This window comes from Legionella nautarum (assembly GCF_001467895.1).
GTDB lineage: Bacteria > Pseudomonadota > Gammaproteobacteria > Legionellales > Legionellaceae > Tatlockia > Tatlockia nautarum.
This window is the reverse complement of record NZ_LNYO01000001.1, coordinates 39,876-54,491: the sequence shown is the minus strand read 5'-3', so window position 1 is coordinate 54,491 and position 14,616 is coordinate 39,876. Positions and strand designations below refer to the sequence as shown.

Here is a 14,616-nt window from a genome sequence, read left to right as displayed (position 1 = left end):
GTATCTTAATCACATCGTTGCCTACGCCCGCGGCTTGTCCGGCGTTGTGGCAGATTCCTGTCCTCATGCCGACGTACCACGGCTTGTTAGCGGTATCTAAGCGCTCTTTTTTCATATTGAGATCTCTGGATCCCGTGAAGAAGTCGCGGGACGTCGGAGTAGAGCTGGACTAGTTAGAGAGCTGACTAAAATACTGGCTTTTGCGAACGCCGCATCACTCTTTATTCGCAAGCTTAAGCAGCAAGTTTTTAATTTCATGAATACGCTCTTCATGCGAAGTGCTATCTAAACTAAACCGTAAGCGCGTAGGACCCTCCATTTGATAGCGTTTTGCGTGCAACTGGATAAGATTAATCAATACGCCGGGATCAATTTCCGGTTTCTCACCGAATTCAATTTTTCCAGCCTGTTGGGCGGCATTAATTTTATTAATGCCTAATTTGCCTGCTAGTAATTTAAGTTCCGTGACTAATAGTAAATTTTTAGCCGCTTGTGGTAATAGGCCAAAGCGATCAATCATTTCAATTTGTAATTCGCGTAACTGTTCTTTGTCTTTTGCATTGGCGATGCGTTTATACATGATAAGCCGTGTATGAACGTCAGCAATATAATCCTCAGGAAGAATAGCGCTTAAACGTAAATCGATTTCAGGACCTTGTTGCAGTGGCGTTGCTAACTCAGGAGTTTTCCCCGCTTTTAAATCACTGACGGCCTTATCGAGCATTTCCATGAAAAGATTAAAGCCGATTGCCTGCATATTGCCACTTTGATCTTCACCTAATAATTCGCCAGCACCACGTATTTCTAAATCATGGGTTGCTAAGGTGAAGCCTGCACCTAAATCTTCTAAAGAAACAATAGCTTCCAAGCGTTTAACCGCATCAGCGGTAAGTAGTTTTTCATTGGGTGTCAGCAAATAGGCATAGGCTTGATGGTGAGAACGACCTACTCGGCCGCGCAATTGATGGAGCTGTGCTAAGCCAAATTTATCGGCTCGGTCAATGATAATGGTATTGGCCGTCGGAATATCGATACCGGTTTCGATAATAGTAGTGCAGACTAAAACATTAAATCGATGATGATAAAAATCGGACATAATACGTTCTAATTCGCGTTCTCGCATTTGCCCATGGGCGTTACGGATTTTCGCTTCAGGAACTAAAGTTTGTAACTCTTGGCAGATGCGCTCGATGGTTTGAACATTATTATGCAGAAAATAAACTTGTCCCCCGCGTAAAATTTCCCGCAAGATTGCTTCTCGCAAAATTGGGTCATTTTTTTCTTGCCAAAAAGTTTTAACCGCCAGTCGTTTTGCTGGCGGGGTAGCGATGAGGGAGATATCGCGAATACCTGCCATTGCCATATTCAGCGTACGTGGAATAGGGGTAGCTGTCATGGATAGAATATCAACATGAGTACGCAAGGCTTTGATATGTTCTTTTTGTTTGACGCCAAAACGATGTTCTTCATCGATAATCAATAAGCCAAGATTTTTAAAGCGAATGTCTTTGGAAAACAGTTTATGCGTGCCGATGACGATATCAGTACGCCCATCTTTTAAAGAAGCAATGACTTTTTCTGAGTCTTTGGCACTACGAAATCGCGAAAATAACTCGATATTAATGGGAAATTGCGCAAAGCGATCGCGGAAGGTTTCGAAATGTTGACCGGCTAAAAGGGTGGTGGGGACTAAAACACAGACTTGCTTGCCATTTTGGACGGCCAAAAAGGCCGCGCGCATAGCAACTTCAGTTTTACCGAAACCCACATCACCACAGATGAGTCTATCCATGGGTTTTGAGGATTGCAGATCGTTAATGATTTGCTCAACCGCACGAATTTGGTCTGGAGTTTCGGTAAAAGGGAAACCACTTGCGAAACGTTGATAATCATTGGGATGAAATTCATAAACAAACCCAGGCTCAGCCTCACGTTTTGCATAAATTTCTAATAGCTCGATAGCAACATCATGAATTTTTTCAGCAGCCTTTCTCTTTTCTTTTTGCCAGAGGTCAGTACCGAGCTTGTGCAGCGGCGCATGCTCACTATCCATGCCAGTATAACGACTAATGAAATGCAATGAAGTAACTGGAACATAAATTTTATCTTCGCCGGCGTAAGCTAAAATCAAAAATTCGTTGGCAGTATTATTACTTTCGATGGTTTTGAGTCCCTGATAGCGGCCTACGCCAAATTGTAAATGAACCACCGGAGCGCCGATTCTTAGTTCAGCGAGATCACGAATAATTAAATCAGGGTCGACTGTCTTTTGGCTGCTTCTGCGTTGCGGCGTCGCTTGCTCACCAAATAATTGAGCTTCGACAATAATCGCAATTTGTTGTTCAATAAGCTCTGCACCATAAATCAGGGGGGCGGTGATGATGCTAATCGGCGCATTATCGTTAAGAAAATCATCCCAACTGTCTTGAATTTTAGGCGCTATTTTACTCTGTTTAAGTAAATCCAATAAAACTTCACGTCGACCTGCACTTTCAACGACGAGCAGAAAACGTTTTCCTTTTTCATCAAGGTAAGAAGCAAGCTTTGTTAAAGGCTGGTTACTTTGGCGTTCTATGGGAAGGGAGGGTGCTTGATTGATGTTAAAATTAGTTAAACTGCCTTTCCTTTCTATCGGTTGATGATAGCAGCGTAATTGCTGATATTGTTTAGCATAGGTCAGTAATTCTGTCGGGGTTAAAAAGCATGCATTCGGTGGCAGGATAGGCCGTGAAATATCATAATTACGTTGCTCAAAACGCGCCGATAATTCTTGCCAAAATTGTTCTGCTTGCTGAGAAGTTTCCTCGATCAAACAAACTGCTGCATCCTCAGGTAAATAATCAAAAAAAGTCGCTGTGGTTTCAAAAAAGAGGGGTAGATAATATTCAATTCCTGAAGGAATTTGGCCATCACTCACTGCCTCATAAATTGGGCACTGGCTTGGATTACCAGAAAATTGCTCTCTGAAGGCACGGCGAAATTGGGTAATACTTTGCTCATTTAAAGGAAATTCACGCGCTGGCAATACTTGAATTTCAGAAATCTTACTGACTGTGCGTTGCGTTTCAGTATCGAATTGGCGCAGGCTTTCAATCTCGTCATCAAATAATTCAATCCGAAACGGCATGGTGCTTCCCATCGGATAAACATCAATAATTGCCCCGCGAATCGCAAACTCCCCATGCTCCAGCACTTTATTAACGCTATAATAACCGGCTTGAGTCAATTGATGGCGGAAATGCTCTAAATTTAAGGTTTGGCCTTCTTTTAATACCAAGGCATGATGATGCAAAAATTGCGGTGGGCAAAGTCTGTGCATCAGCGTGTTGACTGAGCTAATCACAATCGCATTAGAGCTTTGCTGCAATCTACTTAGCGTTGAGAGTCGTTCGGAGATAATATCTTGATGTGGTGAAAATTGATCATAGGGCAGCGTTTCCCAATCCGGGAAAAAGAGTAATTCTTGAGTGTTTTCTTTACCAAGAAAGAAACGCAGCTCATCTAAAAGCTGGCCGGCTGCTAAATTATCCGGTGTAATTAATAACTTAATACCATTTCTTTGCTGACAAAATTCGGCAATTGCTAAAGAAAGGCTACAGCCATAGAGTTGTCCCCAAGTGTGTCTATGATCAATAGGGGGATGGGTGAGTATCGATGTTGTCATAGAATAATTATCGTCATTCATTAAAGGCGCAAAAGTATACTATAAAAGATGCTTGCTCTGAACAAGGGGTGTTAGATTGTTGAGAGCTCTTCGCGAATTTAGATAATTAATTTGTTCGGGCTCTGAGATATCCCCACGAAATTAAATAGACTTTGCTCATGATCGTTTTGTTTATCCCGTTCGCACTGAGGAAGCGCGCAGCGCTGTCTCGAAGAGTCGCAAAAAGCCCCTCCTTCGAGAGTCTCAGGACAGCCTTCGAGACGCACGCTATGCGTGCTCCTCAGGCTGAACGGGATAAAATTAATACAAATACCTCAGATACTCATTTCGTGGGGATACCTCAGCCCGAAGGGATTGCCCGGACTATCCAATAACCGGTATTAAATAAACAATAAGATAGCTCGTCGCAAAACCCGCTAATAACCCAAATAAATGCCCTTCCCAAGAAACCCCTTTTTTCGAAGGAAAAATCCCCAAAAAAATACCTGCAAAATAATACAAGCTAATGATGCCAAGAATGATTGCCGTGACGGTTCCTTGTTGCAGAATATCACTGACCAACAGCCCCCAATAACCTGTAATCAAGGCGCTGGCGCCAATATGAATCCCTGTTTTTGCAAACAGCCATATCAGAGTCCCACTGAGAATAGTAATTATCGCCGTAACCCAGATAAAATAACTGAGCCCATTAACTAAAATAAAATTACTTAAGACGACTAAAGGTATCGAGTTAAAAAATAAATGATTAAAATTGGCATGTAGCAAGGGGGCAAAAATGATCCCCGGTAGACCGATAATATGCCGAGGGATAATACCTAAATAAAACAGTCGCTTACCAACTAAAAGATTCAAAATATAGGCACACCAGGGAATGAGCAAAATAACACCCAAGGTGTTTAAATTTCTATCTGTTTGGTCAATAATCTGATTAACACTAGTCGTTAATTCATCGATCAACATGTTATAACACCTTTTTAGTCATTTCCCGATGAGAAAAAGGATTTTCTGCTTCAGGCAAACCCTTATCTTTCTCAATAACTTGACAAACAAGCTGACCGCGGGCTAAGCGGACATGAATTTCATCGCCTAAATCAACCTGTTGACTATCAAACAATACAGCCTTTTTGTAAGTCGCCAGTGCATAGCCTCTACTCAGTGTAGCTAAGGGGCTTACCGCATGCAAGGTAGCTAGTTGAGTGCTAAATTGTTGTTTTAATTGATGCAATTTGGCCAACATGATTTGGATTAACTGCTGCTCGAAACTTTGTATTTTGGCTTTTGATTGTTGGAGTAAAGTCATGGGATTTTTTACGTTAAGGCGGCTCATCAACAAATCCAGTTTTCTTTGTTTTTGATGGACTAAATTGTGCTGGTTATGATTAAGCTGCCGCTCCAAATAATCAACCGTTTGCCAATGTTTAGCAATTAAGTGGGTAGGTGATAAAAATTTAGCGACTCGGTGATCAAGCAAGAGTTGCTTATGTTGAATTGCTTGCGAGATGGCTCTAACCATGCGCTTTTCGAAAGAAATTATTGTAGCTAGTAAATCACTCATGTTTGGCGTTACTGCCTCAGCTGCAGCGGTAGGTGTTGCTGCTCTGAGATCAGCAACAAAATCAGCGATAGTAAAATCAGTTTCATGTCCCACTCCAGAGACGATGGGAATGGTACTTCTGCTTATAGTTACTGCGAGTTGCTCATCATTAAAAGCCCATAAATCCTCAATGCTACCGCCTCCTCGAGCGAGAATCAGCACCTCTGCTAGACCTTCTTGATTTGCTTTTTGAATTGCTTTAATAAGCTGTTGAGCGGCCTCTTTTCCTTGTACTTCGCTGGCATAAATGCGAATAGCGGCTAAAGGGAAACGCCGTTTCAAGGTCGTCAAAATATCGCGAAGTGCGGCTCCAGAAGGGGATGTGACGACAGCGATTACTGCAGGAAAATACGGAAGGCTTCTTTTTCTGGCGGAATCGAATAAACCCTGCGCTTGCAATTTTAGTTTTAGCTGTTCAAATTGGCGGTAAAGTTCCCCAAGACCGGCCTCAGTCATGGAGTGAACAATCAATTGATAATCACCTCTGGCCTCATACAAACTTAACTTACCCATAGCGACGACCTGTTGGCCATCTTTAAACCCGGAACTTGCTGAACTATGATGATTGCGAAAATAAACACAACGTACCTGGGCTGTGGGGTCTTTTAAAGTAAAATAAAAATGACCTGAACTTGGCTTGGATAAATTGGATAATTCGCCGATGACAGCAATTTGACCGATTTCAAGCTCTAACCAGGAGCGTATTTGGCGGTTGAGCTGAGTGACGGTGAGAGGGGTTGGGTCTTGCATAATGTAAGCCGCTAGATGAGATAGAAATAAGGATGTACTATAGTTTAGATAGGACTTTTTTGGAATTGTTATGATTAAAGGAATACAAGTTACTCAACAAAATGAATTACCAACACCACCGCTGGAAGATCCACCACTTCCTGAGCCCGCTGAGCCTGGTCCTGATAATATCCCTGAGCCCAGCCCAGATAATACCCCTGAGCCTGAGCCAGTAAAAACACCTGAGCCTTCTGATGATTAAGGTATTGCAAAATGCCAGTCCATGGCCTTGGATAATTCTTCCAACATAATTTCGCCGCGAATACTATTTCCTTTGGCATTGACTCGTGGGCTTAGTACAACAATTCCTGCTTTACGAGGAACAACAGCGATGGTGTATCCTGAAACGCCACTTTTAGCTGGCATACCCGTTTTAACCATATGAGTACCCGTTTCATCATATAAACCACAGGTGGCCATGATGGCAAGTGTGATTTTACAGGTTTCCAGTGAAATAATTTGTTCACCACTAACAGGATCTTTACCCGCATTAGCAAGAAGCGTAGGTAGATAAAGCATTTGTTCTAACATGGCCTCATAAGAACAGAGAGCGAAATAGAGATCGAGAGTTTCATTCACTGGAGCACCTAAATTTTTCCGGCTCTTCAGGATATAAGCAAGGGAGCGATTGCGATCGCCAGTTCTTTTTTCCGAAGCTAAGACCAATGGATTAATGCCGAGGCGTTGATTAAACAATTTCTGTACCCAATATTCTAACCAAGCGAACTGTTTTTCACCAACACCTGGAATATGAGAACAAAGTGTAATTGCGCCTGCATTTAACATCGGATTGGATGGTTTGGGGCCAAATTGTTCAAGCCGTGTGATTGAGGCAAAATCATCGCCAGAGGGTTCAACTTTAACCCACTCAAAAAGTTGCTCTGCACCAAATTCTTCCAAAAGACCAATGAGAGGAATTAATTTTCCGGTACTTTGCAGCGTGATCGGGGGTAAAGGCATATTGCTGTAAGAAACCGACTCCCCTTGGAGAGGATTAATAGCTACCGCCGTTAAGTCTTTATTGACATTAGCTAATTCAGGAATGTAATTAGCTGTGTCTCCTGCTTGACACTCTTCTGCTTTTTTTACCAAATGCTTAAGAAGATCAACTGATAATTTGTTTTGTGCCATAAACTCTCAGCAATGAAAAAAAGGGGAGGCATTATGCTAAATTTAGCACAGTAAGACAAATAAATGAGAAAATTAATTTTCCTTGACCATCAAGTTGAATAAATCTACCACAAATTGATATATTATTATACTTTTTGACTGGATCTCTATTAATAATTCCTTAAGGATTCCAAGTATAAAATTGGTCTTTCTTAAACGAAATGATAAAACTAAATACGATAATAGGGTTGATAAATCAGTATGAAATTTATAGGGCTAATATGTTAGATTTTCAGATTGAGCTTGAGAGACAAAATAATTTGTTAATGTTTCTAAATAGTGTCAAAGATAATTCGCGAGCTGAGATCTTGCGGGCATTTATAAATGCCGAGAAAGATGTATTACTCGTATTAAAAACTCTTCCAGAAAAAGAGAATAAGTGGCTGTTGGATGTTTTTTATAGTTACCAGGAGTTACAACGAAAAGTATTAACTAAAATTTTAGAAGAGTCTTTTCCCGATTTGCCTGCTAAGTATGCAGTTCTACAAACTTTTATTCCTCATGCTCATACGAATAACCCACAGTTGGATTTGGTTATTGAAAAAGAGAGACAAGATAATTTGAGTCGATTTTTAATGAGTGTCGACAGTGCTCAAAACAGTGGCCTCTTAGAGTTAATTTATACTCAAAAACAACTTTTAGAACGTTTAAAAATGCTTAGTCCAGGCAGTAGAGACTACAGATTGTCTTTAGAGGCATTCCTAACTAATTATTATGTTCAGAAGCACATGTTATCATTTGTTATAGAGACATGTTATCCCGATTTTCCTGGTAAAAGGAACGTTCTCAATTGCCTTCTTCCTCAAAAAAATACACCACCAGTTAATCGACAATATTCCTTAACCTATCCACCAGCTCAAAATGACGATACAACTTTTTTCAGATCTCAAGGGCAAAAGAGACGAAAACTTGATGTTGAGTTTAAAAAAACAGACACGAGGCTCCAGGAGGAAAAAAGTTTGGGTCAATGATGGATGTTATATTTATTTTATCTATCAATAAGTTGCGTTTATTAATAGTTCAGATCTAAATAATAGTTTTAAATTTAGTCATCTTATGTGAAAATCTGGCAAATTTGTTTTTACAGGATAAAAGGAATGAAAGGAAAAAAAGAGGTTAAACAAACGTTAGCTGAAACTTTAAATTTTACATCAATACCAGGGCTACATAGTAAGCTGTCACCGGTTGTAGGTACTAGAACCCATGAGCTCGAGCTCATTAATCAACATAGAGAAATATTTGCAGAATATCAAAAAGTAATATTCTCCGGGCAAAAAAGAAACGTTTTTCCCCTGAGTCATAAGGAAGATGCCGATAGAATTTCCAAAGAGATTTTCGCCCAATATATCGAAAAGTATACTATCAACGGTTTGACTATTGAAAATGCCGTAGGCTGGTCTACAGTCGGACTTAATAATACTTGGATTCATGACCTAGAAAACCAATACAATACTTGGAATCTAGAGGTTGTTGCCTCTCCTCCAAATGACAGATCTCATATTTTAGAGGGAATGTATAGACCTGCTTACCTTGTTGCTCTTCAGTTATTAATGCATGTAGAGGAAACCAATAAGGGACAACAGGAAGCCGATTATCGATATCAGTCGGTGGATAAAGTTTTAGCTGTAACACGGGCAATAATATTAACAGATGAAGTATATAAACGAACTTTTTCAATACCTCTCGATGAAGAAGTGGACTATGACAACAATTTCATCTTATTTGGAAAACAAATCTCTCAGGGAAAGCTTGCTAACTTTTATCGTAAATTAGAGTCTGAACAGACTTCACTTGCAAAGGCTTTGGTTTCAAAAGAATCGCTAATATTTTTAGGCTATGACCCTTCAATGGACATGGAGAAAATTTCTCGAAAAGTGATGGGTAAAGAACAGGCTAATGAAAATTGTAATAGTGTTAGACTGCGTTATCCTGAGCTCCCGGCATCTTATTTGCCTACCCTCCGGTCACATGGAACTTCTAGCGGTCCAAGTTTTTTTGCAGGTAGAGTCCCTTCGCTTTTGGTTGAAGACCTAAGGGAAATGCCAAGATGTGGTTTTTCTTCAACAGATGAGGTTGATTAAAGCTTTATGAGTCATGAGTTGATGCCTTATAAAAACAAACTCCAAGTTTAACTTAGAGGCAGCGTTTTCCCAACAAGGATTTTGTTATCATCTCTGAATTGAGTTGTCATCCCTGCCTTCGCGGGAATATCTCAGTTTAAGAGCTCAACCCAGCCACATCATAGATAGTAATTGGTGAATCAATTCCTTTTACTTTGACGCGCAGATGACCGCTGATTTTAATATCATTAGCGACTTCCTGATAGGTTGACTCAGAAATTAAGATCTGCCCCCCAAGGCTAAGCCCTTGGATGCGGGATGATAAATTGACTGAGGAGCCGATGGCACTGTATTGCATCCTTTTTTTCGAACCAATATTACCCACGATAGCAAGCCCGGTATTAATGCCTGCTCCCATTTCTAAATGAGGTAAATTAAGTTTTTCATTCGCACGATTTAGTTTTTTCAATTCTTTTTGCATTTCTAAAGCACAGGTTATCGCACGAAGTGAGTCATTGCCGGAAGAATGTGGTGCTCCAAAAATAACCATAATGGCATCACCAATAAAGGCATCAACAGTTCCTTGATATTTTTCTATCACCCGAACCATTTTGGTAAAATAGGTATTCAACAAGGAAACAAGTTTTTCTCCTGGAAGTATTTCAGACAGGGGAGTAAAATTTCTTAAATCGCAAAACATAATTGTTATTTTATTTTCCCGACCGCCTAATTTTTGGTGTTCAGGCGATTCAAGGATCGTATTAACAACCTCATCTGACATATAAAAACTAAATACTTTATGGATAAATCGATTGCGTAATTCGAGTTGTTTTCTTATTTTTCGTAATAAAAAATTCGCATTACGTAGACTTATTTCATCAATAGCGATATTCGCTAAATTCAATAAAAGACCAAGTTGCTTTGCATCAAGCTCCTTAGGAGACGTGTCTGCCAGGCAAAAAGTACCGACGTTATAACCTTGTGGATCAGTCAAAGGAACACCGGCATAAAATCGAATATGAGGATCTTGTTGTACATAAGGGTTATTAGCAAACTGTTCATCAAGATGGGTGTCATTAATAATAAGTGGCTTAGTTCGTTTGATCGTTTCATTACAAAAAGCAAGTTTTCGCGGCACTTGTTTTAGTTCTATACCATGCTGCGACTTAAACCACTGTCTTTTTTCATCAAGGAATGAAATATAACAAATAGGGATTTGGAAGAAATCCACGGCAAGACGAACGAGTCTATCGTAATTTTCTTCGGGAGCTGTATCCATAATCTTGAGTGCATCCAAAGCCTCAAGTCTTTTTTGCTCTAAGTGTTGATGAGATTTCCTATGCATTGACATGGCTTAGCCCTTCAAATATGAATATACTTTTTTAATTATAGATGAAGTAATAAACCTTCTTGGATGACCCATAATTAGAGGTAATAGTTAAAAAGGAAGTGCAATGAACGAAATTACAGTCAAGGTTACATCATTATTTGTGTTGGCTGTCTTAGGGTATCTTCTGAAAATGCTGCTAAACCTTTTTTTAGCTCGTCATCTCTCAGCAAGCATTTATGGTGATTATAGTGTCGCCATAAGAGTATTAACTATTTTAGTGACTCTCTCTTTATTTGGAACAAACATAGGTGTAAATCGTTTTTTTGCAAAATATCTACATTTAAACGAAAGGGCAACAGCAACAACTTATATCGCGTGGAATATTAAATTACTTGGCATTACTTTTTTAATTGCTTTTATATTAGCAACTGCTTCATTCAGCGTAATGCTTGCTCTTCACTACTTAAAGATTCAAGAGCTCAACAAATATTATTTGGCTGCATACGTTTTATGGCTAGTTCCGTTTGCTGCGATAGGCACACTGATGGCGAGTTTTGTGCTCACTAGTAATCGGATACTGCTTTCATCGTTTTACAAATCTCCTTTTAAATACCTCGTTCAATTAATTTTATTTATGATAGTCGTTTGGTATATTGATCCCGAATTAAATAATCTCTCAATTGTCTTTGTATTATTTCTCTCCTTCATTCTCATCATTATGATCTCAACCTTGTCGATTAGCGAAGAAATCTTAATTTTGTTTCGGCAAGGGTTTAAAAATATGGTTGGTACTTCTTTAGCCCAGCGAGAATGGCTTAAAACGTCCTCTTCCTTAATTGCGAATAATATTATTTTTACGGTGTCCTGCACACTCGATTTATTTGCAGTAGAACTATTTTCGGCCAATCAAACTCATGTCGGTTATTATGCAGCAGCCCTTAGTATTGTTTCCATCTTATGGTTAATACCAACAAATGCTTATCAAGGGTTAAAATATAGGCTTGCTGTATTATTTGTTAGAGAAGATGGTCATGAAGAGTTGCAGTATAGGCTCAATAGAATAAATGCAATCGTTTTTAGTATAGTTATTGTCTTAATATTCTTAATTGTGTTTTTTGCAAACGCTCTCCTTTCTTATTTCGGGCCTGAGTATGTTAAAGCGGAACGAGAATTAATTATTTTATCAATTGCTAGCGGAGTTGCCTGTATTGGCCATGTTGCTCCTGTTTTATTGGTATTTGCTGGCTATGAAAATAAGGTTCTAAAATGGAGTGTTGTAGAACTATTACTAATGCTTATACTTGTTTTCCCGGCGACTTATTTTTTTGATATTTATGGGACAGCAGTGGCTACGGCAGCAGTCATGCTTATAAAGCCTTTTGCTACCATATTAGAAGCGCGAAAAAAATTAGGCTTGCGCCCCATATCAATATTATAGGTAATAGCCCGTGTACGGTTGTCTCACTCCTGTGCGCCCTCCGTGAAAGCCATTACCATTAGCGCTAGCTTAACTCATGAAATCCTGAAGCTTTGCACCGATGTTTTTTGCTCGCATTAAACTCTCACCAATCAAAAACGTATTGATATGGTGTTTTTGCATGAGTTTTATATCGTCCCGACTATTAATACCGCTTTCTGTAATTAAAATTTTATCCGCTGGTAAATGCTTTACTAATTCAAGGCTGGTGTGAATATTAGTGATGAAACTATGTAAACTGCGGTTATTTACGCCCATCAAGGGAGTAGGGAGCTGCAGAGCGCGCTCAAACTCATCGAGAGTGTGGCTTTCAACTAAGACTGCCATTTTAAGTTCTTGAGCAAGTTGGCAATAGTCGAGGAGCTGTTTATCATCCAACATCGCAACAATTAATAAAATACAATCCGCACCCAACGCCCGACTTTCATAGATTTGATAGGGATCGATTATAAAATCTTTACGCAGGGCAGGCAGAGAGGAGTGATTTTTGGCCAAAGCTAAATAACTAGGTGAACCTTGGAAAAAATCAATATCAGTTAGCACTGAAAGACAACTGGCCCCATTTTCTTCGTAGATTTTTGCGATGGTGGCGACATCGAAATCGGCACGAATTAAGCCTTTAGATGGTGACGCTTTTTTTATTTCAGCGATAATTGCCGGTGATTTTAACTGCAATCCACCCACAAAATCACGTACCGGTAAGGCATCTGTTTCTATTAGACTTTTTAGCGGTTTTTCTTGTTTTGCTAATTCTACTTCTTGCCGTTTATGCGCAGCAATGCGATTCAAAATACTATTCATGTTTGCTTGTTAACCTTTGAGTTAATTCTTTTAATTGACTAAATCGTCTTGCCGCTTCACCGCTATCAATGGCCGATCTCGCTTTTTCTACAGCCTCATTGTAACTTGAGGCTAAGCCCGCGCAATACAGTGCTGCTGCTGCATTTAATACAACAATGTCGCGCGCCGGGCCATGTTTAGCACTTAAGACTTCTTCAGCAAGCGCAAGACTCTGAGTAGGCGAATCAACGATAATGGCATCTAGCTTAGCATGAAAACAGCCATAATCTTTTGGATCTATAATCCAATGCTTAAATTGTCCCTGGTGATATTCAACCACATCAGTGAGTGCTGCAATACTAATCTCATCCATACCATCGCGAGAGCTGACAACAAACGCGCGCTCTCTTCCTAAATTAGCAAGAACTTGAGCAATGGGCTCCAGCCAAGTTTTTGCAAAAACACCTACTAATTGTTTTTTTACGCCTGCAGGGTTGACAAGAGGGCCTAGAATATTGAGCAGGGTGCGTATGCCTAGTTGCTGTCTGGCATTTCTTGCGTGTTGCATGGCTTGGTGAAAATGAGGAGCAAATAAAAAACAGATACCAGATTGCTGCATGCATTGACTAAGTTGTTCATCGGTTAAATGAAGTTTAAAACCAGCTTGCAGTAATAAATCGGCACTGCCACTGCGGCTTGATACCGAGCGGCCGCCATGCTTGGCTACCCGAGCCCCGGCTGCAGCCGCAACGAAACTACTAATAGTTGAAATATTAAAGGTATTTTTGCCATCACCACCTGTGCCGACGATATCAATGAGCTCATCCCCTAAATCAATACAGTGAGCAAAAGTCATCATCACTTGGGCGGCGGCAGTTAATTCTTCAACGGTTTCCCCTTTTACTCGCATGAGGGCAAGGAACGCGGCGAGCTGCGCATCGCTTAATTTGCCACTCATACAAGCATGCATAAATTCCTGCATTTGTGAGGAACTCAAATGTTTGCCTCTAATCAATTGTTCAAGTAGTTCAGATATCTTCATTTTTTAAAAATTGGCTCAAAAGCTCAATACCATATTCAGTTAAAATTGATTCAGGATGGAATTGTAGACCATAAAGAGGATATTGACGATGAGAGATAGCCATAATTGTATCATCAGCCCAGGCATCAACCGCAAAACAAGCGGGAAGGGTGTTGATATCCACTGCGAGGGAATGATAGCGAGTTGCTTTAAAGGGATTGGGAAGATGACGGAATAATCCTTGTTTATGATGATGAATGGTTGAGGTTTTTCCATGAATAATCTCGGGGGCGGCAATAATTTTCGCCCCAAAACAATGAGCGATACATTGATGTCCTAAACAAACACCTAAAATAGGAATGCGCTGATAGAAATGCTGAATTAAGTCCAGAGAAATACCTGCATCCTCTGGTCCTTTGGGGCCGGGTGAAATAACGAGGTATTGAGGATTTAAATGTTCAATTGCTGCGATTGAAATGCGATCGTGTTCAAAAACCTGAACTTTTTGCCTCAAGCATTGAAAGTATTGCACCAGGTTATAAGTAAATGAATCATAGTTATCGATGAGAATTAGCATTAGCGGTTAAGCTCCGATAGATAGCACAAGTTATGGGACGTTGTTGAGTTATTAAAAAATCCGTTCGGGCTGAGACAAATCCGTTCGGGCTGAAGTATCCCCACGAAATGAAATAGACTGTTTAGTCCATTGATCGTTTTATTTATACCGTTCG

The 14,616-nt window shown here is 40.0% G+C and carries 12 protein-coding genes; 4 read left to right on the top strand and 8 right to left on the bottom strand.

Annotated elements, in window-relative coordinates:
* Positions 1-214: 214 nt before the first annotated feature.
* The 3 genes from mfd to xseA all read right to left on the bottom strand — a co-directional run bounded on the left by mfd (position 215) and on the right by xseA (position 6,008).
* Positions 215-3,664 carry a transcription-repair coupling factor gene (mfd, locus tag Lnau_RS00235; RefSeq protein ID WP_058503290.1) on the bottom strand — a complete coding sequence of 1,150 codons (3,450 nt, stop codon included), beginning with the start codon at positions 3,662-3,664 and terminating at the stop codon, positions 215-217.
* 363 nt (positions 3,665-4,027) lie between these two features.
* Positions 4,028-4,621: a rhomboid family intramembrane serine protease gene (locus tag Lnau_RS00225; RefSeq protein ID WP_058503289.1), complete on the bottom strand. Its 594-nt coding sequence runs from the start codon at positions 4,619-4,621 to the stop codon at positions 4,028-4,030.
* 4 nt (positions 4,622-4,625) lie between these two features.
* Positions 4,626-6,008: an exodeoxyribonuclease VII large subunit gene (gene xseA / locus Lnau_RS00220; protein ID WP_065240217.1), complete on the bottom strand. Its 1,383-nt coding sequence runs from the start codon at positions 6,006-6,008 to the stop codon at positions 4,626-4,628.
* A gap of 70 nt (positions 6,009-6,078) precedes the next feature.
* On the opposite strand from xseA, the gene Lnau_RS16280 reads away from it, so the two are divergent.
* Positions 6,079-6,249 (top strand): hypothetical protein, encoded by a 171-nt coding sequence (locus tag Lnau_RS16280; RefSeq protein WP_157070606.1) that lies wholly within the window; start codon positions 6,079-6,081, stop codon positions 6,247-6,249.
* Here the strand turns inward: Lnau_RS16280 and glsA are convergent.
* Positions 6,246-7,178: a glutaminase A gene (glsA, locus tag Lnau_RS00215; RefSeq protein ID WP_058503136.1), complete on the bottom strand. Its 933-nt coding sequence runs from the start codon at positions 7,176-7,178 to the stop codon at positions 6,246-6,248. The genes Lnau_RS16280 and glsA overlap by 4 nt on opposite strands.
* Positions 7,179-7,438: 260 nt before the next feature.
* Here glsA and Lnau_RS00210 point away from each other — a divergent pair, with 260 nt between their 5' ends.
* Both Lnau_RS00210 and Lnau_RS00205 read left to right on the top strand, forming a co-directional pair.
* Entirely contained in the window at positions 7,439-8,188 is a 750-nt protein-coding gene (locus Lnau_RS00210; RefSeq protein WP_133134838.1) for a hypothetical protein, read from the top strand.
* A 126-nt stretch (positions 8,189-8,314) separates the two neighbouring features.
* Positions 8,315-9,298, top strand: a complete 984-nt coding sequence (locus Lnau_RS00205) for a hypothetical protein (protein ID WP_058503134.1) — start codon at positions 8,315-8,317, stop codon at positions 9,296-9,298.
* 136 nt (positions 9,299-9,434) lie between these two features.
* Here the strand turns inward: Lnau_RS00205 and Lnau_RS00200 are convergent, their stop codons facing one another.
* The gene (locus Lnau_RS00200; RefSeq protein WP_058503133.1) at positions 9,435-10,628 is read right to left on the bottom strand and encodes an adenylate/guanylate cyclase domain-containing protein; all 1,194 of its coding nucleotides are present in this window, start codon (positions 10,626-10,628) and stop codon (positions 9,435-9,437) included.
* A 103-nt stretch (positions 10,629-10,731) separates the two neighbouring features.
* Between Lnau_RS00200 and Lnau_RS00195 the strand changes: the two genes are divergently transcribed.
* Positions 10,732-12,045 (top strand): MATE family efflux transporter, encoded by a 1,314-nt coding sequence (locus tag Lnau_RS00195; protein WP_058503132.1) that lies wholly within the window; start codon positions 10,732-10,734, stop codon positions 12,043-12,045.
* A 69-nt stretch (positions 12,046-12,114) separates the two neighbouring features.
* On the opposite strand, the gene trpC is transcribed toward Lnau_RS00195, so the two are convergent.
* The 3 genes from trpC to Lnau_RS00180 are packed head-to-tail and all read right to left on the bottom strand — an operon-like array spanning position 12,115 to position 14,462.
* The gene (trpC, locus tag Lnau_RS00190; protein WP_058503131.1) at positions 12,115-12,885 is read right to left on the bottom strand and encodes an indole-3-glycerol phosphate synthase TrpC; all 771 of its coding nucleotides are present in this window, start codon (positions 12,883-12,885) and stop codon (positions 12,115-12,117) included.
* On the bottom strand, positions 12,878-13,906 hold the full coding sequence (gene trpD / locus Lnau_RS00185; RefSeq protein WP_058503130.1) for an anthranilate phosphoribosyltransferase: 1,029 nt from the start codon (positions 13,904-13,906) through the stop codon (positions 12,878-12,880). Before trpD ends, trpC begins: the two co-directional genes overlap by 8 nt.
* Positions 13,893-14,462, bottom strand: coding sequence for an aminodeoxychorismate/anthranilate synthase component II (locus Lnau_RS00180; RefSeq protein WP_058503129.1), 570 nt, complete (start codon positions 14,460-14,462; stop codon positions 13,893-13,895). The genes trpD and Lnau_RS00180 overlap by 14 nt, the downstream gene beginning before the upstream one ends.
* Positions 14,463-14,616: the final 154 nt, after the last annotated feature.